The organism is Seonamhaeicola marinus (genome assembly GCF_008085455.1).
On sequence record NZ_VSDQ01000679.1, the window covers coordinates 203,592 to 223,632 of the forward strand.

Below are 20,041 nucleotides of genomic sequence, written 5' to 3' on the forward strand. Positions count from 1 at the left end.
AATAATTAAATTATTACGAATGATAGATTAATAATTATTCGATTTGTAAAGATAAGATTATTATACTTACTTAAAAATTGCCTTAATAATTTAGCTTATTATACGTTTTTCACGCTTATTATTTTAACCGGACATGCTTTTGCTGCATTATCGGATGCTTCAAAAATAAATTCATCTTGAGACTTGTATGTGTAAAATCCTTTCTTTTCTTTAGAATGGAGCAATACACTTTTTCCATCTTTTTTTGACATTTGAAACTGATTCGGTGCCAATTCAACACAATAATTACAGCCAATACATTTATCGCGTTGCAACGTAATTACTACCATTAAGCCTCTACTTTATTTTCAACAATTTTATACAATTTATCCGAAGGTCTAATTCTAAAACCTAACGGAATAGTTACAGAATCTCCTTTTTTTGCAGAGGACAGCTTTTCATCATTTACCAACATTTCCTCTACTTTTAATTCCTCTACGCCCGTTGTTGGCCCCGTTACTAAAATGGTATCACCTACAGTTAAATCAAAAGCTTCAATCTTAAACTCTCCAATCTTTGGTTTAGAGAAATAATGCATGCCTTTACCAATATACACTTTCTTTTGTGTGGCATGAGAACCAGAACCTTTGCTCCACTCTCCTAATTTCTGACCTAAATAGTAGCCACTCCAAAAACCTCTATTATAAACAGTCTCTAAGGTTTGCATCCAAGAAACAACCTCTTCTTTACTATAAGTTCCTTCTTGAATAGCATCAATAGCTTCTCGATAACATTTAATGACTTTGGCAACATATTCTGGAGCTCTTCCCCTTCCCTCAATCTTTAAGACTTTAATACCTGCATCTACCACTTGATCTAAAAAATCGATAGTACACAAATCTTTTGGAGACATAATGTACTCATTGTCTAGTTCCATTTCAAAACCAGTTTCTTGATCTATAACCGTGTATTTTTTTCTACAGTTTTGCTTACAGGCACCTCTATTAGCAGAAGAATTATGAGAATGTAAGCTCATATAACATTTACCAGAAACCGCCATACAAAGCGCACCATGACCAAAAATTTCTATTTCTACCAAGTTACCTGAAGGTCCTTTGATTTCTTCTTTTTCGATTTGCTCGGTTATTTTTTTAACCTGGCGTAAACTCAATTCTCTACTCAATACCATGGTATCAGCAAACATGGCATAAAATCTTACGGTTTCAATATTAGTAATATTAATTTGAGTAGAAATATGTACTTCCATACCTTCCTGTCTTGCCATACCAATAACCGCCTGATCCATAGCAATAACAGCTGTAATATCTGCTTCTTTTGCTCTTTTTATTAAGGTCTTTACAATAGACAAATCATGATCATAAACAATTGTATTAAGCGTAAGGTAAGAACGCACATTTTTCTCTTTACATCGTCTTGAAATTTCTTCAAGATCATCTAAAGTAAAGTTAATAGATGCTCTTGCACGCATGTTTAATTGTTCTACACCAAAATATACTGAATCTGCTCCATTATCTAAAGCCGCCTGAAGTGATTCAAAATTTCCAGCAGGCGCCATTAATTCAATCTTTTGCATTATGCTAAGCTTTATTAGATTTAAAATTATCGCTAATGTTTCTTAAATCTTTTTTAAAGGGTAAGTTTTCTGAACGTCCTTTCTTAAAAATATCATTGCTATTACCTTGTCCTTTTCGCAAAGCTTTTTGCTCTTCATAAGGCAGCGCTATTATTTCTTTACAAGTTGAGGAACAACAGTTGTCCATTTCTGCTTTACATTTATCACATTGAATAAATAATAAATGACAGGCATCATTGGCACAGTTAGTATGCACATCGCAAGGTGCTCCACATTGATGGCATTGGGCAATAACATCATCACTTATTTTTTCAGCCCTACGCTCATCAAATACAAAATTCTTTCCTATGAATTTATTTTCTAAGTCCTGCTCTTTTACTTGACGTGTATATTCAATAATTCCACCTTCTAATTGAAAGACATTTTTAAATCCTTTATGTTTAAAATAGGCACTGGCTTTTTCACAACGAATACCTCCAGTACAATACATCACTAAGTTTTTATCTTCTTTGTGTTCCTTTAGATCGTCTTCAATAATATCTAAAGATTCTCTAAAAGTATCTACATCGGGAGTTACAGCATTCTTAAAATGACCGATCTCACTTTCATAATGATTACGCATATCAACTAAAACCGTATTGTCGTCTTCAATAAGTTCATTGAATTTCTCAGCACCAACGTGAACCCCTTTGTTTGTAACATCAAAGGTTTCGTCGTTTAATCCATCGGCAACAATCTTTTTACGAACTTTAACCTTTAGCTTTAAAAAAGACATGTTGTCTTGCTCTACTGCGATGTTCAATCTAATGTCTTTTAAAAAGTCTATTGTGTCCAGATGCGTTTTAAACGCATTGAATCTATCTGCAGGTAGAGATAATTGTCCATTAATACCTTCGTTTGCAATATAAATTCTACCTAAAACATCTAGTTTATCCCAAACTATAAAAAGTTGATCTCTAAATTCTTGAGGATTCTCAATTTTGGCATATTGATAGAAAGAAAGCGTTAAGCGGTCTTTGCCAGCTTCTTCAATTAACGCAGCTCTTTCTTTAGCACTTAATTTATTGTACAGTTGCATGCTATACTAATTTTTTAAGGTTAAAGCCGCACGTTGCGGTATAAAGATTTTAAATAAGGTGCAAAGGTACGTTTTTTAAGGAAAATCAATTACTTATGCCATAAAAAAGCACTTTAGGGGCATAAAGTGCTTTTAGTTAGAATTGAGTTAGTTTTATTGTTTTAAAGCAGGCCCTTTTTCATAGCATATTTTTTCCCACTTTAATTTATAGATACAAAAAGGATAAAAAGGTTGCGTGGTAAAAATAAATGCAACCATAAAACCCTTTTAATCCTCAATTAAAACAACATCGAAAACATCAAATTGTTGCGGATAAATCTTATCGTGAGTGCAATAAACAAAAACTTCTGGATCCTTTGTTTTAAATCTAATTTTCTTATTAGTTTCTTGAAATTCTTTGGGAAGCGTGCCAGTCATTATCAAATCTGTTTCACTTACTTTTATTATGAAAACAGGTTCCGGAGCACCACCACAAGATGTTGTGTTCTGAACAATTCCAGTTATATCTTGCTCCCCATTATCATCAGATTCACAAGCTAATAAGAGAACAATTAAAAGTATTAATAAGCTATAGGTTTTAGTAAGAAGTTTCATATTTTTATTGATCCTATTAATAGGATGCTGTTTTTTTTAAAAGGTTGCGTAATAATATTGTATTGTGCAAAAAGATGTAGTATTTTAGCAAGCAAACTTCACAAAAAATAGATAGATGAGCAGCGAAAAAGAAGCTAAATTAAAAGCATTAAAACTTACACTAGATAAATTAGATAAAGCTTACGGAAAAGGTACCGTAATGAAAATGAGCGATGCCGCAGTACAAGATGTAGATGCCATTTCATCTGGTTCTTTAGGATTGGATATTGCCTTAGGCGTAGGTGGTTATCCAAGAGGACGTATTATTGAGATTTATGGACCGGAATCTTCTGGTAAAACAACCTTAACTCTGCATGCCATTGCAGAAGCTCAAAAAAGTGGTGGGATTGCAGCTTTTATAGATGCGGAACATGCTTTTGATAGATTTTATGCTGAAAAGTTAAATGTAGATATAGATAACTTAATCATTTCTCAACCAGACAATGGAGAGCAAGCATTAGAAATTGCGGATAATTTAATTCGTTCTGGCGCTATTGACATTGTGGTTATAGACTCGGTAGCCGCCTTAACACCAAAGAGCGAAATTGAAGGCGAAATGGGAGACTCTAAAATGGGACTTCATGCAAGATTAATGTCTCAAGCTCTTAGAAAGTTAACTGCTTCCATTAGTAAAACCAACTGTACCGTTATTTTCATTAACCAATTACGTGAAAAAATTGGAGTGATGTTTGGCAACCCAGAAACAACTACTGGTGGTAACGCTTTAAAATTCTACGCGTCTGTACGCTTAGATATTAGACGTTCTACTCAAATTAAAAATAGTAGTGGAGATGTTTCTGGTAACAAAACCAGAGTAAAAGTTGTTAAAAATAAAGTTGCCCCACCTTTTAAAATGGCTGAATTTGATATTATGTATGGTGAAGGTGTTAGTAAAGTAGGCGAAATTTTAGATATAGCCGTTGACAACGAAATTATAAAGAAAAGTGGGTCTTGGTTTAGTTATCAAGACACTAAATTAGGACAAGGTAGAGATGCCGTAAAAGCCTTAATAAAAGACAATCCAGAACTTATGGATGAATTAGAAGCTAAAGTTAGAGAAATTGTAGCTCCTTAAAAATTTTATAAAATCCCGATTAATTCGGGATTTTTTGTTTCTTCACGCAACCTTTCTACTCTTATAACATCTAGAGGGTGTAAACATGTATTTAACCCTAAAAAAATATTGCTATGAAAAGAGTTATTATGCTATGTTTGGCATTTGTTTGTTTTGCTTCATGTAGTGTTGATGATGATAATGTAAATTTTAGTTACGAAATTTTACCCGTTGAAAGTGTAGATATACCAACCGAATTTACGCTTGGTGAAGTATATCCTATTACTATTTCTTATTTTAGACCTTCAACTTGCTACGCATTTAACGATTTCTATTATTTAAAAGAACTTAATGAACGCACCGTAGCTCCAATAAATTATGTTTTTGATCGTGATGACTGTGAGACATTAGACAATGTACTTGTAGAACAGACATTTAATTTTATAGTTACCAGTAATGGTTCTTATACTTTTAAATTTTGGCAAGGTGAAGACAACGATGGCGAAAGTCAGTTTTTAACAATTGAAGTTCCTGTTGTAGAATAAGCAACTAAGTATTAATTAATACATGTTTTAAGTTTGAGTTTAAACCAACTCATAGAAAATTGTAAAATTAATGATACTAAAGCTCAGGGAGAATTATATAAGCTTTTTTCAAGTAAACTTTTCTCAATTTGCTTAAAGTATTCGCGCAACTATGCAGAAGCCGAAGACAACTTGCAAGATGCATTCCTTACAATTTTCAACAAAGTAGAACAATATAAACACAAAGGTTCTTTTGAGGGTTGGATGAAACGAATTACTGTAAACACTGTTTTGCAGCGTTACAGAAATGAAAAAGTATTTGATATTGTAAATGAAAATTCTATTGAAGAGGTTGAAGTTGATATTGAAGAGGACAACTTCTCCATAGATTATCTTTTACAAATCATACAAGAGTTACCAGATAGGTATAGATTGGTGTTCAACCTATATGTCTTGGATGGCTACTCACATAAAGATATTGCCGACATGTTAGATATAAATGTAGGCACATCAAAATCTAATTTAGCCAGAGCTAGACAGATTTTAAAAAAAAATATAGAAGATTATAAATTGTCCCAAAGTTTACAATCATTATAAATGAGTGATAAGAAACATATAGATAGATTGTTTCAGGAACGCTTTAAAGACTTTGAAGCTGCACCAAGTGATGCTGTTTGGAAGAATATTGAAGCTAACCTAAATAATAAGAAAAAGAAAAGACGCGTTATCCCAATTTGGTGGCGCTATGCGGGAGTAGCTGCTTTATTATTGCTTTTACTAACAGTTGGAGGTGTTTTTAATGGTAATGACGGCCAAAAGCCTATTGAGGTTGTAGATACTGAAAATCAACCTTCTAATAGTACCAATAATGCAGCTTCTGAAACGCCTGATAAATTAAATACCAGCACAAAAAATGTTGTCTCAAACGCTCAGGAAGAACAAGACCATATAAATGAGACTAACGAAATAGAACCTGAAGAAAAGCCAACCTATGCTAAGTCCAATGGTTCAACTTTGGTTACTACTAATTCATCGTCTTCAACTTCAACAACTAAAAATGAAAGCAAGACTCATGAAGATGCAAACCTTAATAAAAATAATGCTGCTATAGTTAATAAGACTTCTAAAGAATTTGATAAGACTCCTAATGAACCCAGTAAGGGTCTTGTTGCAAATAATGTAACTAAACAAAAGCAGAATGAAGATTCTTCAAATACTTTAGCGAATAATAATGGTAAGCCTCAAAACAATACATTTTTAGAAAATAAAGTTGAAGAGGTTGCTAAGACAAAAACAGAAGAGAACAAAGATTTAACTATTGAAGAAGCTTTAGAGAATAACAAAGAACTAATTGAAAATACAAAGAAACTTAAACGATGGACTTTAGCTGCCAATGCAGCTCCAGTATATTTTAACACCTTAGATCAAGGCTCTTCATTAGGACCTGGATTTGTGAATAACTCGAAAAGCGGTGAAGTAAATATGAGTTATGGTTTAGCGGCAACTTATGCTTTAAGCCATAAACTAAAAATTAGATCTGGTGTTAACAGAGTAAATTTAGGTTATAATACTAATAACGTAATTGAATTAAGAACAGCTGGTTTTAGTGCAAATAGAAGTTCCTTTAGTAACTTAGATGGGGTATCTGTTGAATCTAATAATGACAATATAGCATCAGATGGTAATGTCTCCATTGTAAGTGGTGCTAACTTGAGCAATGTACCAGAATCATTAAATTCTACGAGCACAACTCTTAATCAAGCTTTTGGTTATATTGAAGTACCTGTTGAACTACAGTATGCCATATCTACCCGTAAATTTGGAGTAAATGTAATTGGAGGTTTTAGTTCCTTCTTCTTGAATAACAATTCTATCTTTTCAGAATCTGAAACTGGTACAAGAACCTTTTTAGGAGAAGCTAGCAACCTTAATAAAATAAGTTACAGTGCAAACTTTGGTTTAGGTTTTAACTATAAGTTTACGGAAAAAATTGATTTAAACTTAGAGCCCATGTTTAAATATCAAATAAACACATTCAACAATACTTCCGGTAATTTTACACCGTTTATCATTGGTGTTTATACTGGATTCGCCATTAAATTCTAGGTTTTTGGTTAGATCTGGGTAATGGTTTTATAAGCTCAAACTATTACCAAAAAGCTGCTTCTTAAATGAAGCAGTTTTTTTATGAGTTAAATACCTCTAATTGGTTTAAAATGATTGCTCTTGCTTTAGTATTTAATGCCCTTGTATCGTCTATTGTTAATCCTTTTGTTTCTAAAAACTTATGGACTTTTACACGCATTTTACCAGGCCCGCCGCTAAAAAAGGTATAGGAAAAACGCTTTTTATTATCGGCAAAAGTTAAAGGCACAATTGGAATTTCATGGTTAATAGCCAATCTAAAAGCGCCGTCTTTAAAATCATCTAGTTCAATATGTTCTTCTGGCACACCTCCTTCAGGAAAAATACAAATGCTTAAACCTGATTTTAAACGCCTTTGTGCTCTTAAAAAAACCGCTTTCCTACTTTTTGCAGAACTTCTATCAACCAAAATACAAGTTCGTTTATAGAAAAATCCGAATAAAGGTATTTTGGCTAGCTCTTTCTTTCCAACAAACACAAAAGGATTTTTAACCGAGACTAACATTAACATTATATCGGCCATAGAGGTATGATTTGCAATAAACATATAACTCTTTCCTTTTTCTGGAATCTGTTCTCTTTTAAAAGATGTCCTGAACCCCATTCCTACCAAAATAAATTTTGCCCAAAATCTTGCCAATTTAAAAAAGAAGGGGTACCATGATTCTTTGGAAATAGATATTAATAGCACCGGAAACATTAAGAGAATGGGAAAGGCCACCAAAATATAAAACCAAATACGATATAGAATCCAGAAAATGTATTTAAAAACTTTCATTGCTTTCAAAAGTACATAATTGTATTGAGCAATTCTATTAAAAAAATTACCTTTGTCGCTTCACAAAAGCAAATTATGGCAAGAATACTTACCGGAATACAAAGTACAGGAACACCACATTTAGGAAACATTTTAGGCGCAATAATGCCTGCAATAGAAATGGCATCTAAGCCAGAAAATGATTCTTATTTGTTTATTGCAAACCTGCATACTTTAACACAAATTAAGGATGCAGAGGAACTACGTACCAACACCTACTCTGTTGCCGCCACTTGGTTAGCTTTTGGTTTAGATATTGAAAAAACAGTATTTTACAGACAAAGCGATATACCACAAGTAACGGAATTATCATGGTATTTAAGTTGCTTTTTTCCTTACCAACGTTTAACATTAGCGCACAGTTTTAAAGATAAAGCAGACCGATTGGAAGATGTAAACACCGGACTGTTTACGTACCCAATGCTAATGGCCGCCGATATTTTATTATATGATGCCGAAATTATTCCAGTTGGTAAAGACCAGTTACAGCATATTGAAATGACTAGAGACGTAGCCTCTAGATTTCATTCTAAAGTAGGTGATGTATTTGTTTTACCCGAAGGAAAAATACAGGAGCAAACCAAACTTATTCCTGGTATCGATGGTGAAAAAATGAGTAAAAGTAGAAACAATACCATTAATATATTTTTAACTGATAAAAAACTACGCAAGCAAATAATGTCTATTCAAACTGATAGCACACCTTTAGAAGAACCTAAAGATTGGAGTACTTGTAACTGCTTTGCTATTTATAGTTTGTTGGCTTCAGAAGCACAAATTGAGGACATGAAAGCCAACTACGAAAAAGGCGGTTTTGGATATGGACATGCGAAACAAGCTTTATTTGAATTAATTATTGAAAAATTTGCTACGCAACGCGAAAAATACAATCACTACATGAGTAATCTCGATGAGCTTACGAAAAATACAATCACTACATGAGTAATCTCGATGAGCTTGATAAAGCGCTTTCTGTTGGCGCAGAAAAGGCTAAGCTAGTGGCTAATGATGTTTTAAATAGAGTTAGGGAAAAAGTAGGGTATTAAACTATCTCAAACAATTTTCCTGGTAAAGGACGAACTACACCTTTTAATTCCATATTCAATAAGGTACTTGATACTTTAAAAATAGGGAGATTACAGTTTAAAGCTATACTATCCAGTAGCTCTTTGTTGTTTCCTTTTAAAAAGTTATAGATTAATTTTTCGGTATCATCTAATTCAACAAACAATTGCTTCTGTATAGACGGCATTTGTTTTTCTTCTTCCAATTGCCAATTTAACAGATAAGGAATATCTAATGGGTTCGTAAGCATGTGTGCATTTTGATGCTTAATTAAATTATTACAACCTATACTTTGAGAATCGGTTACTCTTCCTGGTACTGCAAAAACATCCCTATTATAAGAATTAGCAATATCTGCTGTTACTAAACTACCTCCTTTTTCTGCAGATTCTATTACAATTGTGGCTTCACTAACACCGGCAATAACTCTATTTCGTTTTAAAAAGTTATTTCTGTCAAAAGCATCAGAACTCCAAAAGTCCGAGAAGAAACCTCCATTTCCCTCAACATCTACCATGTACTTTTTATGTGTTTTAGGGTAGATTTGATTTAGTCCATGAGCTAAGCACCCTATGGTTTGTAAATTATGTTTAATTGCTGCTTTATGCGCAGTAATATCGGTGCCATAGGCAAAACCAGAAACAATAACTGGATTGTAGTGCGCCAACTGCTCCACCAAACTTTCACAAAATGCAATACCACTTGTTGTGATTTTCCTGGTTCCTACAATACTTATAATATGCTTGTTTCTTAAATCAATGGTCCCTGTTTCAAATAACAAAATAGGCGCATCTATACAGTGTTTTAGTTTTTCGGGGTAGTTATCATCTCTAAAAAACGAAACTTTAATGTTATTTTCTTTAATGAACTTAATTTCTTCTTCGGCTAATTTTAAATGATTAGAATCGTGAATTCCAGTAATTGTAACTTCACCAACACCATCAATTTTAAGTAAATTTTGCTTTTTTTCTTTTAAGACCGCTTCTGCAGAACCGCAAACTGCAATCAATTTTTTAGCGGTTATATCTCCAATATTAGGTACATGTTGTAGGGCTAAACGATAAAGTAGGTCTTTTTCGGTCATTCTATCTTATTGATTATGAATTTGAAATAAAAGAATTTCTGCAATGTTAATAAATAGTTAATAACTAATGTTTCTCGGTATCATTTTTTTTTAAATTTGCTTTATGCAACTAGAGACCTACATAAGCGATTTACTTTACAGATACGAGTGTGTTACAATTCCAGAATTTGGAGCTTTTTTAACACAACGTGCGTCTGCCACAATAGATAATTCTACTAATACATTTAAAGCCCCAAGTAAGAGTATTTCTTTTAATGAGCAAATACAGAAAAATGACGGGTTGTTGGCTCACTATATCGCAGATGTAGAGAAAATTCCTTTTGAGGTTGCTAATAAAAAGATAGATAAACGCGTAAAGCTTTTAAAATCTTATTTAATACAAGGCGAAACGCTTACTTTCAAAAACATTGGTGATATTACTTTAAATAATGAAGGTAAGATAGTTTTTGAACCTACCTATCAGTTAAATTATCTAACAGATTCATTTGGGTTATCTCAGTTTGCTTCACCAGTTATAACTAGAGAGGTGTATAAAAAAGACGTTGAAGCTATTGAAAAGGTAGTGCCTATTACTGTAACTGCAGAAAAGCGTAAATCAAGGCCTTATTTAAAATATGCGGCAATAGCTTTAATTGCTCTTACGGTTGGTGGATTAGGTGGATCTAAGTACTATATAGACAGTATTGAAAACCATAATAAACTAGCTCAAGAGCAAGCAGATGATATTTTAGAAAATAAAATTCAACAAGCTACTTTTAATTTAAATCCCTTACCAGCTATTACCTTAAATGTAAGTAAACAAACTGGTAATTATCACATTATTGCTGGGGCATTTAGAGTTGAGGATAATTGTAATAAAAAAATTAAACAACTTAAAGAGAGCGGGTTTAAAGCCAGAAAAATTGGTGTAAACAAATATGGCTTACATGAAGTTGCTTACGGCAGCTATGAGACAAGATTGGAAGCAAATAGAGCCTTGGCTTCAATAAAAAAATCACACAATAAGGATGCGTGGTTAAAAGTTGATTATCATAGCAATTCTAATGCCAACAAACCAAAATATAATGCTGGCAATAGCTCTAAAGTGAATACAGAGACTCTTGAAGTTCGTGAGCTATTGAATGAGAATGAATTCACATATAATGAAAGCCCTAATATTATTCAAATTCTTAAAGGTGTTACTACCGTAGAAGATGGCTTTTATAATGTCTTGGCATCTTATCCGACTATAGAAAAGAGAGATGAGTTTATATCCTTTCTAGCATCTAAAGGTATTAATGCCAATTTCTTCTTAGATTCTAATACTGGCAAGTATTTTATCTACCATAAAGATTTCGATGATATTTTAGCTGCCAAAGCGTCTATAGAATTAAACAAAGCACTTTATAAAGACCTAAAGGTTGCTATTGTTAAGGTTGAAAATTAATTTCTCCTTTTTCAATTAATTTATAAGTAGAATATAGCTTGTCTATATTTTTATGCCATTTCTTTATCTTTAATAGTACCTTTGCACAAATTTTTTCTATGGAATCAAAAACACCAGAACAGTCAAAAACGGTACTTACAGATTTGGTTTTACCAAGTGAAACTAACCCATTAAATAATCTTTTTGGTGGTGAATTATTAGCCCGAATGGATAGAGCTGCTAGTATTGCAGCAAGACGTCATAGTAGACGTATTGTGGTTACAGCTTCTGTTAATCATGTGGCATTTAATAGAGCAATTCCTTTAGGAAGTGTAGTTACTGTTGAAGCTAAAGTTTCTAGAGCGTTTAGATCTTCTATGGAAATCTATATTGACGTATGGACCGAAGATAGAGAGTCTGGTGAGAAAACAAAGGCTAACGAAGCCATTTACACTTTTGTTGCTGTAGATGAAACAGGAAGGCCTGTGGCCATTCCAGAACTTACACCAGAAACAAAACTTGAAAAAGAACGCTTTGATGCGGCACTTAGAAGAAAGCAATTAAGTCTATTGTTAGCTGGTAAAATGAAACCAAATGAAGCTACCGAATTGAAGGCTTTATTCGTTGATTAAACGTTGCCATTTTATTCCATATTATAGGTAAGCCTTTCTAAGTATTGACAGCTAGAATTAAACCTTTTCTCATTGCGCAAGTCTTAATAGCATTATAAACCCCAACGCATATTGCTATGAAATGAGCCCTAACAACTAATTGAGATATACCTCAACATGTTTCATGGCGAATTACATCTGGCAATTCAAGAACAATAAACTTAAACAGATGAAAACTTTTGTTATTTTAATTTCGGCATTTTTAGTATTCAATTTAACATCTTGCGCAACGCATGTAAAGGCAAGACCTGCTGCTACTAAAGTTACTATTATAAAAACACCACCAAGACATTACAAAATTGTTAAGGTAAGAGGTAAGCGCTATTACTTCTGGAATGGTAACCACTATAGAAAAACAAGAAAAGGTTATGTAATTACTAGAGTTTAGATTTACATTTTATATATCCAGTTGGCAGGATTTTCCTTGGCAACACCTTTTGATATTCTAAACCAAAGAAGTGTTTCTCCATTTGAAGTATTGGTAAACACTTCTCCTAAGGCTTGTTTTGTTTTTACTTTATCTCCCTGTTTCACATAAATTTTAGATAAATTCTTATATGTGGTAACGTAACTACCATGGCGAACAATTACTCCGGGAGATGAGTTCTTGGTTTTAAAAACTGCGATTACCTCTCCATCAAAAACAGATCTTGCCTTTGCTCCTTTAGGCACAGCAATACGCACACCACTACTTTTTATGGTAACATTTCTATCAATAGATGATGGTTGAGTTCCAAATCGTGTTTTTATATACATTTTTTTGTCTACTGGCCAGGGAAGTTTTCCTTTGTTCGATAAAAAATTCGAAGCAAGAGCCTTGTCCTCTGGAGTTAAAGAAAAACTCTTTGAAGATGTTGAAGATGCCTTTCCTTTATTAGAATTTGCAATAGCTGCGCTAATAATTTTGTCTATTTCCCGATCTATACGTTCTGCCTCACGCTGTTTTTTTCGAATTTGGGCTGTGTATTTAGAAAAATCTTTCCTAATAGAAATCATTAATTCTTCATGTAACTTTCGCTCTGCTTGTAACGATTTTTGATTGCTTCTATTCTCTGCTACCAGCACTTTTTTCTCTTCTTGCTGCTTAAGTAAATCTTTATTTAGAGCTTGTAGTTCTAAGGTCTTATTTTTTATAGCCTCGCCTTGTTCCTTTTGATGATTTGCATACTGCTTTATGTATTGCAATCTCTTATACGCCTGTTTAAAGTCGTTAGATGATAGCAAAAACATGATTCTACTATGCTGGTTTTTACTTTTATAAGATTTAACCACCATTGCCGCATAATCCTCTTTAAGTTGCCTTAATTCATCTCTAAGCCCCGTTATCTTCTTTTGGTTGTTATTAATTTCTCTATTAATCAAATTAGCTTGCTGATTAGTGATTTTTATTAAATTATCTAGAACACTAATCTTATAACTATATTCTTCAATTTGAGATAACTCTGACTTTTCCTTAGACTTGTTTTCAGATCTAAGCTTGTTTATTTCTTGTATTTCTCTTAGGATCTCCTTGCGCCTAGTTTCTAACTCCTTTCGCTTATTACCATTTTGAGCAAAAACCATTGAACTGCATAACAACGCAATTATTAAAATTAAAGATTTATGTGAATTTATGTGTTTAATCATTAAAGTTTAATCTCTTTATAGCCTGAAGGAATTTTAAAAGGGAATCTTAATTCTTCATTTAAAGTAACATTTTTAAACTCTAAGCCCACAATTAGTTCTTCATTTTTTTCTACTGCAATAACTTTTACTTTTTGCGGCAAAATTTGATCTTCTACCTTTTGATGTGCTTCGTAATCTATTTGTAAATGCCTAAACTCTTTTGGCTGCGATATCTGTTGAGATTTCACCTTAAAAAGTGCTGGGTCTAATAAAAAGAAAATCTCGAATAATTCACGTTGCTTTTTTGGTTGAAGTATATATAAACTGTCCTCTAAAGACACCTTGTAATTATCATCTTTTAAATTAAATATAGCATCGCCCATTAGTAGATTTTGAACTTTATAAAAGTCTAATTCTGTACCTAACAAACCACTTAAATAAGCATAGTCTCCTTCAAAATACGTTTTATCTAATTTATTATAAAAACTAACCTTATCTGGAGTTACAAGTGCTTTTACAATTGAAAAAGGAGCGCTTATCCAAAGGGCCTCATCTTTTTTAGCTCTAAAACTTACTGAATGGCTTTGAGATTTACCATCTGCACTATAATTTATTTTTAATGTAGATTTTAGCGTCTTAAACTCTGGGCTTTGCTTTGAATTTTCTTTAATTAATTGTCTAGATGACAAATTGTAATTTGCATCTCCAGCAGTAACTGTTTTTGCAGACTTACAACTAAACAATAGTATTGAAAATAGTAAAAGAAAGATTGGGGTACGTAATTGCATTAATTTGTATTTTGTAATTGCTTAGCCTTATCACTAAACGTTTTTGCTTTATTTGTATTGTTTAATAGGGTATATGCCGTGCTTAATTGAAAGTAAAAATCCGATTCCATTTTGGAATCATCAATAATATAATCTAACCCAATTTCTAAAGTATCTATGGCACTTTGTGGCTGGTTTAACTTATTATAAGACACACCATTTATTAAATACAATAGAGGCTGTGATGGGTAATTTTCTAAAGCTTTACTACTTTTAGAATTAGCTAATTCAAAATTCTCTAAATCAATATGCAAAAGCAATACATTTTTTAAAACGCCAAAGTTATTTGGCTCTAAATTCAATGCTGCCTCAAAGTTTTCTAAGGCCTTTGCTTTGTTTTGCTTGGCTAAGTAATATTGTCCTAACTCTATTAAAGTTTTGCTATTATTTACACTTTCAACTAAGGCTGTAGCTTCCATTAAATCTTCTTCATACTTTGGATTCTTGCCTACAAAACTGATAAAATCTGCCAATACCTTTAATTTTGCATCAGGTTTTATTTTTGTACTCTTAATAACAGTTTTCATAGATGATATGGCCTTTTCAGCATCATTATCGTCTAAATAAAACTTGTATAAGGCTAAATGAACCAACTCCGATTTAGGATTTACCCTCAATAACTCCTTGGCAGTTTCAAAAGCTTTCTTTTTTTGATTGTTTTCGCTATACCTGTAAATGAGAGCAAGGTAATTAGACTCTTTATCTGGATTGGTATCTAACCGATCTTCTAAATTTTTGATTTGATCCTTTTTCCGTCCGGTTAGCGCGTATACTCTATTTCTCAATCTATCTCTAGACATAGAGATACCATGTTTATCATCTAGCTCGTCTAATATCTTTAAAGCATCATTGTATTTTTTCATCCTAACATAAAGTGAGGCTAAATCCTCTTTATAATCTGGATGATACTGCACTAATTGCTTAACTGTTTTTAGAGCATTGTCATAATCATTTTGAGATACGTAAAAGCCATAAAGCTCATCTAAAAACCATTCATTTTCAGGGTCTTTATCTATTGCCTTTTTAAAAGCATCTTCTGCTTCTCCAAAATTTTTAAGTTTAAAATAGCACTTACCCAATTCAAAATACAACACAGGCACAGCTCCGTCTAACTCAATACATTTACGAAATGATTCTACCGCTCTATCAAAATTTTCAATACCCTTCTGCTTCATACCTTCGTAGAAATTCTCCTGAAACTCATCTTCAAAGTTACCCAAATCGTCATCTGGTTTTTTATTGAAGTCAACCTGAGCCATTGAAAAATTCGGGATAACAAAGACTCCAAAAAGAATGATGACAATATGTTTAAATCTACTAATCATAAACTTTTTTCATTAACAGGTCTGCAGTTACTTCAAATTTTTCTAGAACTTCGATACTTTCACATGCATTTCTCATAGCGTCCCTATACGTATTAGCTTCTAAGGGAAGATTTTTTCCTGCGTTTTCAAAGGTTTTCTTACTAGGCCATTGCGCATAAGCAATGAAAAGTAAAGGCTCTTTTTTATGCAATCTAGAGCCTAAACTTCCTTCATACTGATATATTAATTTAGTTAATGCACGCCAAGATTCTAAAAAAGACGACTCTTCATTAGACTTTACTTTAAAAGCGTACATAACTACATACATATAAAAAATTCTATTCTAAAACGGAATAATCTCCAATACTAATACTAGTAAAGTTGCCGTTGTACTTTACATTATTGCCAATCATAGCATTATCTAAATTAGCATTTTTAATTGAGGTATTAGTTTGAATTAAGCTGTTTTTAACACTAGAGTCCTCAATAACAGTGCCATTCCCAATTGATACATTAGGACCTATTTCACTATTTGATATTACTACGTTTTCACCAATAAAACAAGGTTCTATGATATTAGAATTCTCTAGTTTTACGGAAGAGGCAACCAATTGTTCTTCACCATCTGCCTTTAAAAAATTAAGCATCTTACCATTGGTTTCAACTGTAATAGCTTTATTTCCACAATCCATCCATTCATCAACTGTTCCAGTTTTAAATATTTTACCTTCTGCCATCATACGTTTAATACCATCATTTATTTGATATTCACCACCGTTCATAACATTTTCATCTAAAACTTCTTGAAGTTTGTCTTTTAAAACGGCAACATCTTTGAAGTAATAAATGCCTATGACAGCTTGGTCGCTTACAAAAGTTTCTGGTTTTTCAACTAACTCAACAATTTCATTATTATCATTAAGCTTTACTACACCATAAGCCTCAGGGTTTTCTACTTGCTTTGTCCAGATTACACTATCCGCTTCTGCGTCTAAGTCAAATTCCGCACGAATTAAAGTATCTGCATAGGCTATTACAGCTGGTCCAGATAATGATGGTTTAGCGCACATAATTGCATGCCCTGTACCAAGAGGTTTATCTTGCCTATAAATTGAGGCTTTAGCTCCTAAACCTTCTGCTAGCGCTTCTAAGCTTTTAACAACATCATCTCCAAACCAAGCAGGATCACCTAAAACAAAGGCTACCTCCTCAATAGGTTGTTTTAAAACTTTAGCAATATCTTTTACTAAACGGTGAACAATAGGCTGACCAGCAACCGGTATTAATGGTTTTGGAACAGTTAAACTATGTGGTCTTAATCGGGAGCCACGACCCGCCATTGGGACTATAATTTTCATGATATATGCCTGCGAAAGCAGGTATCTTTTTTAGGTTAATATTTATATTCTTAATTTATTAAAATTCAGATTCCAATTTTCAGTTAAGTCTATCCAATTGGGGTTCATGTCTTCTATTAGATCAATTTTCCAATCTCTTTTCCATTTTTTAAACTGTCTTTCTCTAATTTCAGCTTCACTTCCATTTTCAAATTCTTCAAAATAAACAAGTTTATCACAATTATATCTTGCTGTAAAAGCCTTTGGATAAACTTTTAACTTATGTTCTTTAACTCTTTCATCAATACTATCTGTAACTCCAATATATAAAACGCCGTTAGGTCTATTTGTCATGATATATACATACCAGTGTTTCATGCTTTCTGCTAAGAGATTCCTGTTTTCACAGGAATTTATTTAACACCCGTGCTTCCAAAACCTCCTGATCCTCTATCTGTAGAAGATAATTCTTCCACTTCTAACCATTCAGCACGTTCATGTTTGGCTATTACCAATTGCGCAATACGCTCTCCATTTTCAATTGTAAAATCTTCATTAGAAAGATTCACTAAAATAACGCCTATTTCGCCTCTATAATCGGCATCTACGGTTCCTGGAGCATTTAGTACTGTAATACCTTTTTTAGCTGCTAAACCGCTTCTAGGGCGTACCTGAGCCTCAAATCCAATGGGTAACTCAATAAACAATCCTGTTTTTATAATTGTTCTTTCTAAAGGTTTTAATGTAAAGGCTTCATCAATATTTGCTCTAAGATCCATTCCTGCTGAAGCAATAGTCTCATAATGCGGCAAATTATGACTTGATTTATTAATAATTTTTATCTGCATGTTATCTTTTTAATAATTGTTTTATCTGATTTTTTTCTGAAAACCAAAGAACACCCAAAAATACAATTAACAGCGAAATTCCCACTATATAATTGGCTCTAAATTGATAGAAGGATATTGCTGAAAATATAGTGGATAGCATAAGATACAATCCGATTTTTTTTAGGTTGTATGGTATCGGATAATATTTTCTTCCGAAGTAAAATGAGAGTAGCATCATAATAGCGTAAGCAGCTAAAGTAGCTACCGCCGAAGCCTTATAACCGTACTTTGGAATAAAAACAACATTTAATACAAGAGTTATTATAGCTCCAATAATTGAAATATACGCTCCAAATTTAGTTCTATCGGTTATTTTATACCAAACTGATAAGTTGTGATAAATGCCCAAGCAAAAACTAGCTACAAGAAGAATTGGTACTATCCACATAGCTTCCCAGTAAGCTGAATCTCCAATAAATATTATTTTTAAAATATCTGCAAAAACCACAACGCCTAATAAAATTAAAGATCCCAAAGCAACAAAAAACTCTAAAATCTTTGCATAATTTTTTTGTGGATTTTCTGCTTTAGCATGACTAAAAAAGAACGGTTCAATCCCTAATCTATATGCAGTTGCAAATAGTGTCATAAACAACGCTAGTTTATAACATGCAGAATACATTCCTATTTGAGTTTTAGCAACTCCTACTGGCAGTAACTTATTTAATAAAATACGATCAAATGTTTCATTAATTGAAAAAGCAACACCAGCAATCAAAACAGGTAATGCGTATCTAATCATTTGTTTCCAAAGAGATATATTGAAAGTATACCTAATTTTAAAATAGAAAGGCAACATGAAAACTAATGTAACCGCACTAGCAATTAAATTAGCTATGAATATATAATTTACTTCAAAGTTTGGTCTATAAATGCTATCAAAGATTGAATTCCCTAAAGCTAATTCTTTTAACCAAAGTAGTAAAAACAGGTTTAGGCCAAGATTAATTACAACATTTAAAATTTTAATGACTGCATATCTGATAGGTTTAGCATTAGCTCTTAACCAAGCAAAAGGGATGATTACAAGAGCATCCAATAACAAAATCCAAATAACCAGATTAATATATTCAGCTTTAACAGCTACCAAATCAGCAATTTGTTCCTGAAAAACAATAGCCAAAAAGAAAAATAAAATGGACGTTATGATTAATGATATCGCTGATGTTCCAACAACCTCAGATTTATCTTCTTCCTTATTGAAAAACCTAAAAAAAGCGGTTTCCATACCATAAGCAAGAATTACATTAAATAAAACGAAATAGGAATAAATTAAAGAAACATCACCATAATCTGCAACAGATTTTAAGACACCTTTGCCAGTGTGCAATCTCACTAAAAGAAAACTTAACATTCTAGGAAGCACAGTTGCTAATCCATAGATAAAAGTCTGTTTAAATAATGTTTTTAGTCCGCCCAACTAGTTCTTTTTATCTCGCTAAAATAACTCTTTTACATCATATTAAACAAAGATAAGCTCTTGCTACATAGGAACATCTAATGAATTATTCGATGCTCTTTTAGAAATGTTAGAAATTTTGAAGTATTTTGTCTTATTTCCATCTTTATAACTTACTACACATTCATTCCTTTCCAGCTCAAACGGTATTCTAGTTATTTTGGGCATAGTGTTATTGTACTCTTGTGTAGAGTCAGAACTCATAACAATATCTTTTTGCATTGTATTTTTATCCGTTTTAAACTTCCCAAAGAAAGTATTACCGTCCTTTAATGTTAGTTTAGCCTGCTTACCTCTAAAATAAACGCTATCAAGAACTATAGCATTAGTTTTAGAATTTAATACCAAAAACAAATTAAGTCCAGAACCCATTCCCCTTGCAGGGTTAGACCATTCTTTATAATAAGCTTCTTTAATATCAACTGGTGCTTCACTTTCAAGCCCCTTTTTTACACTTCCACATTGCGAAAAACTCATCATAACTAATAACATTAAAGCGAAAAATAGTAGTTGTTTTACTTTTAGCATAATTTAAATTGTGTTGTTTAAAGATAGTAAATACAAAATGGA

At 32.5% G+C, this 20,041-nt stretch carries 22 protein-coding genes and 1 pseudogene; 8 read left to right on the forward strand and 15 right to left on the reverse strand.

Annotated features, from left to right (window positions below; translation table 11 throughout):
- Nucleotides 1-98 precede the first annotated feature (98 nt).
- The 4 genes from FUA24_RS12055 to FUA24_RS12070 all read right to left on the reverse strand — a co-directional run bounded on the left by FUA24_RS12055 (nucleotide 99) and on the right by FUA24_RS12070 (nucleotide 3,245).
- Nucleotides 99-329: a ferredoxin gene (locus tag FUA24_RS12055; protein WP_148542624.1), complete on the reverse strand. Its 231-nt coding sequence runs from the start codon at nucleotides 327-329 to the stop codon at nucleotides 99-101.
- Nucleotides 329-1,573: a peptidase U32 family protein gene (locus FUA24_RS12060; RefSeq protein WP_148542626.1), complete on the reverse strand. Its 1,245-nt coding sequence runs from the start codon at nucleotides 1,571-1,573 to the stop codon at nucleotides 329-331. Before FUA24_RS12060 ends, FUA24_RS12055 begins: the two co-directional genes overlap by 1 nt.
- 4 nt (nucleotides 1,574-1,577) lie before the next feature.
- On the reverse strand, nucleotides 1,578-2,651 hold the full coding sequence (gene trhO, locus FUA24_RS12065; RefSeq protein WP_148542628.1) for an oxygen-dependent tRNA uridine(34) hydroxylase TrhO: 1,074 nt from the start codon (nucleotides 2,649-2,651) through the stop codon (nucleotides 1,578-1,580).
- A 267-nt stretch (nucleotides 2,652-2,918) separates the two neighbouring features.
- Nucleotides 2,919-3,245: a hypothetical protein gene (locus tag FUA24_RS12070; RefSeq protein WP_148542630.1), complete on the reverse strand. Its 327-nt coding sequence runs from the start codon at nucleotides 3,243-3,245 to the stop codon at nucleotides 2,919-2,921.
- A gap of 115 nt (nucleotides 3,246-3,360) precedes the next feature.
- On the opposite strand from FUA24_RS12070, the gene recA reads away from it, so the two are divergent.
- The 4 genes from recA to FUA24_RS12090 all read left to right on the forward strand — a co-directional run bounded on the left by recA (nucleotide 3,361) and on the right by FUA24_RS12090 (nucleotide 6,968).
- Nucleotides 3,361-4,359, forward strand: coding sequence for a recombinase RecA (recA, locus tag FUA24_RS12075; protein WP_148542633.1), 999 nt, complete (start codon nucleotides 3,361-3,363; stop codon nucleotides 4,357-4,359).
- A gap of 113 nt (nucleotides 4,360-4,472) precedes the next feature.
- Nucleotides 4,473-4,883 (forward strand): hypothetical protein, encoded by a 411-nt coding sequence (locus tag FUA24_RS12080; protein ID WP_148542635.1) that lies wholly within the window; start codon nucleotides 4,473-4,475, stop codon nucleotides 4,881-4,883.
- Between the two features lie 33 nt (nucleotides 4,884-4,916).
- Nucleotides 4,917-5,459 (forward strand): RNA polymerase sigma factor, encoded by a 543-nt coding sequence (locus tag FUA24_RS12085; protein WP_148542638.1) that lies wholly within the window; start codon nucleotides 4,917-4,919, stop codon nucleotides 5,457-5,459.
- Nucleotides 5,460-6,968, forward strand: coding sequence for a porin family protein (locus FUA24_RS12090; RefSeq protein ID WP_148542641.1), 1,509 nt, complete (start codon nucleotides 5,460-5,462; stop codon nucleotides 6,966-6,968).
- Between the two features lie 79 nt (nucleotides 6,969-7,047).
- Here the strand turns inward: FUA24_RS12090 and FUA24_RS12095 are convergent, their stop codons facing one another.
- Complete coding sequence (locus FUA24_RS12095) at nucleotides 7,048-7,785, reverse strand: lysophospholipid acyltransferase family protein (RefSeq protein WP_148542643.1); 738 nt, start codon at nucleotides 7,783-7,785, stop codon at nucleotides 7,048-7,050.
- A gap of 75 nt (nucleotides 7,786-7,860) precedes the next feature.
- Between FUA24_RS12095 and trpS the strand changes: the two are divergent.
- Nucleotides 7,861-8,870, forward strand: a pseudogene (trpS, locus tag FUA24_RS12100) (tryptophan--tRNA ligase).
- On the opposite strand, the gene dprA reads toward trpS, so the two are convergent.
- Nucleotides 8,867-9,973, reverse strand: coding sequence for a DNA-processing protein DprA (dprA, locus tag FUA24_RS12105; RefSeq protein ID WP_148542646.1), 1,107 nt, complete (start codon nucleotides 9,971-9,973; stop codon nucleotides 8,867-8,869). The pseudogene trpS and the gene dprA sit on opposite strands and share 4 nt — an antisense overlap.
- 103 nt (nucleotides 9,974-10,076) lie before the next feature.
- On the opposite strand from dprA, the gene FUA24_RS12110 reads away from it, so the two are divergent.
- The 3 genes from FUA24_RS12110 to FUA24_RS12120 all read left to right on the forward strand — a co-directional run bounded on the left by FUA24_RS12110 (nucleotide 10,077) and on the right by FUA24_RS12120 (nucleotide 12,437).
- On the forward strand, nucleotides 10,077-11,399 hold the full coding sequence (locus tag FUA24_RS12110; RefSeq protein WP_148542648.1) for an HU domain-containing protein: 1,323 nt from the start codon (nucleotides 10,077-10,079) through the stop codon (nucleotides 11,397-11,399).
- A gap of 98 nt (nucleotides 11,400-11,497) precedes the next feature.
- On the forward strand, nucleotides 11,498-12,010 hold the full coding sequence (locus tag FUA24_RS12115; RefSeq protein WP_148542651.1) for an acyl-CoA thioesterase: 513 nt from the start codon (nucleotides 11,498-11,500) through the stop codon (nucleotides 12,008-12,010).
- A 208-nt stretch (nucleotides 12,011-12,218) separates the two neighbouring features.
- Nucleotides 12,219-12,437, forward strand: a complete 219-nt coding sequence (locus FUA24_RS12120) for a hypothetical protein (RefSeq protein ID WP_148542653.1) — start codon at nucleotides 12,219-12,221, stop codon at nucleotides 12,435-12,437.
- Between the two features lie 2 nt (nucleotides 12,438-12,439).
- On the opposite strand, the gene FUA24_RS12125 is transcribed toward FUA24_RS12120, so the two are convergent.
- The 9 genes from FUA24_RS12125 to FUA24_RS12165 all read right to left on the reverse strand — a co-directional run bounded on the left by FUA24_RS12125 (nucleotide 12,440) and on the right by FUA24_RS12165 (nucleotide 19,999).
- A complete protein-coding gene (locus FUA24_RS12125; RefSeq protein WP_148542655.1) occupies nucleotides 12,440-13,675 on the reverse strand; it encodes a murein hydrolase activator EnvC family protein in 1,236 nt (411 codons plus the stop codon).
- Nucleotides 13,675-14,442, reverse strand: coding sequence for a DUF4292 domain-containing protein (locus tag FUA24_RS12130; protein ID WP_148542657.1), 768 nt, complete (start codon nucleotides 14,440-14,442; stop codon nucleotides 13,675-13,677). The genes FUA24_RS12125 and FUA24_RS12130 overlap by 1 nt, the downstream gene beginning before the upstream one ends.
- Complete coding sequence (locus tag FUA24_RS12135) at nucleotides 14,442-15,806, reverse strand: tetratricopeptide repeat protein (RefSeq protein ID WP_187388270.1); 1,365 nt, start codon at nucleotides 15,804-15,806, stop codon at nucleotides 14,442-14,444. Before FUA24_RS12135 ends, FUA24_RS12130 begins: the two co-directional genes overlap by 1 nt.
- Nucleotides 15,799-16,113 (reverse strand): antibiotic biosynthesis monooxygenase family protein, encoded by a 315-nt coding sequence (locus FUA24_RS12140; protein ID WP_148542659.1) that lies wholly within the window; start codon nucleotides 16,111-16,113, stop codon nucleotides 15,799-15,801. The genes FUA24_RS12135 and FUA24_RS12140 overlap by 8 nt, the downstream gene beginning before the upstream one ends.
- A gap of 10 nt (nucleotides 16,114-16,123) precedes the next feature.
- A complete protein-coding gene (locus tag FUA24_RS12145; RefSeq protein ID WP_148542661.1) occupies nucleotides 16,124-17,143 on the reverse strand; it encodes a sugar nucleotidyltransferase in 1,020 nt (339 codons plus the stop codon).
- A 42-nt stretch (nucleotides 17,144-17,185) separates the two neighbouring features.
- On the reverse strand, nucleotides 17,186-17,500 hold the full coding sequence (locus FUA24_RS12150) for a GIY-YIG nuclease family protein (RefSeq protein WP_148542663.1): 315 nt from the start codon (nucleotides 17,498-17,500) through the stop codon (nucleotides 17,186-17,188).
- A gap of 35 nt (nucleotides 17,501-17,535) precedes the next feature.
- Nucleotides 17,536-17,970, reverse strand: coding sequence for a dUTP diphosphatase (gene dut, locus FUA24_RS12155; RefSeq protein ID WP_148542665.1), 435 nt, complete (start codon nucleotides 17,968-17,970; stop codon nucleotides 17,536-17,538).
- Between the two features lies 1 nt (nucleotide 17,971).
- On the reverse strand, nucleotides 17,972-19,432 hold the full coding sequence (locus tag FUA24_RS12160) for a lipopolysaccharide biosynthesis protein (protein ID WP_148542667.1): 1,461 nt from the start codon (nucleotides 19,430-19,432) through the stop codon (nucleotides 17,972-17,974).
- Nucleotides 19,433-19,495: 63 nt separating this feature from the next.
- Nucleotides 19,496-19,999 carry a hypothetical protein gene (locus FUA24_RS12165; RefSeq protein WP_148542670.1) on the reverse strand — a complete coding sequence of 168 codons (504 nt, stop codon included), beginning with the start codon at nucleotides 19,997-19,999 and terminating at the stop codon, nucleotides 19,496-19,498.
- Nucleotides 20,000-20,041: the final 42 nt, after the last annotated feature.

Bases quoted from the DNA above. Each gene is read 5' to 3' on its own strand.
- FUA24_RS12055 (WP_148542624.1), bottom strand. From the start codon at position 329: ATGGTAGTAATTACGTTGCAACGCGATAAATGTATTGGCTGTAATTAT.
- FUA24_RS12060 (WP_148542626.1), bottom strand. From the start codon at position 1,573: ATGCAAAAGATTGAATTAATGGCGCCTGCTGGAAATTTTGAATCACTT.
- trhO (WP_148542628.1), bottom strand. From the start codon at position 2,651: ATGCAACTGTACAATAAATTAAGTGCTAAAGAAAGAGCTGCGTTAATT.
- FUA24_RS12070 (WP_148542630.1), bottom strand. From the start codon at position 3,245: ATGAAACTTCTTACTAAAACCTATAGCTTATTAATACTTTTAATTGTT.
- recA (WP_148542633.1), top strand. From the start codon at position 3,361: ATGAGCAGCGAAAAAGAAGCTAAATTAAAAGCATTAAAACTTACACTA.
- FUA24_RS12080 (WP_148542635.1), top strand. From the start codon at position 4,473: ATGAAAAGAGTTATTATGCTATGTTTGGCATTTGTTTGTTTTGCTTCA.
- FUA24_RS12090 (WP_148542641.1), top strand. From the start codon at position 5,460: ATGAGTGATAAGAAACATATAGATAGATTGTTTCAGGAACGCTTTAAA.
- FUA24_RS12095 (WP_148542643.1), bottom strand. From the start codon at position 7,785: ATGAAAGTTTTTAAATACATTTTCTGGATTCTATATCGTATTTGGTTT.
- dprA (WP_148542646.1), bottom strand. From the start codon at position 9,973: ATGACCGAAAAAGACCTACTTTATCGTTTAGCCCTACAACATGTACCT.
- FUA24_RS12110 (WP_148542648.1), top strand. From the start codon at position 10,077: ATGCAACTAGAGACCTACATAAGCGATTTACTTTACAGATACGAGTGT.
- FUA24_RS12115 (WP_148542651.1), top strand. From the start codon at position 11,498: ATGGAATCAAAAACACCAGAACAGTCAAAAACGGTACTTACAGATTTG.
- FUA24_RS12120 (WP_148542653.1), top strand. From the start codon at position 12,219: ATGAAAACTTTTGTTATTTTAATTTCGGCATTTTTAGTATTCAATTTA.
- FUA24_RS12125 (WP_148542655.1), bottom strand. From the start codon at position 13,675: ATGATTAAACACATAAATTCACATAAATCTTTAATTTTAATAATTGCG.
- FUA24_RS12130 (WP_148542657.1), bottom strand. From the start codon at position 14,442: ATGCAATTACGTACCCCAATCTTTCTTTTACTATTTTCAATACTATTG.
- FUA24_RS12135 (WP_187388270.1), bottom strand. From the start codon at position 15,806: ATGATTAGTAGATTTAAACATATTGTCATCATTCTTTTTGGAGTCTTT.
- FUA24_RS12140 (WP_148542659.1), bottom strand. From the start codon at position 16,113: ATGTATGTAGTTATGTACGCTTTTAAAGTAAAGTCTAATGAAGAGTCG.
- FUA24_RS12145 (WP_148542661.1), bottom strand. From the start codon at position 17,143: ATGAAAATTATAGTCCCAATGGCGGGTCGTGGCTCCCGATTAAGACCA.
- FUA24_RS12150 (WP_148542663.1), bottom strand. From the start codon at position 17,500: ATGAAACACTGGTATGTATATATCATGACAAATAGACCTAACGGCGTT.
- dut (WP_148542665.1), bottom strand. From the start codon at position 17,970: ATGCAGATAAAAATTATTAATAAATCAAGTCATAATTTGCCGCATTAT.
- FUA24_RS12165 (WP_148542670.1), bottom strand. From the start codon at position 19,999: ATGCTAAAAGTAAAACAACTACTATTTTTCGCTTTAATGTTATTAGTT.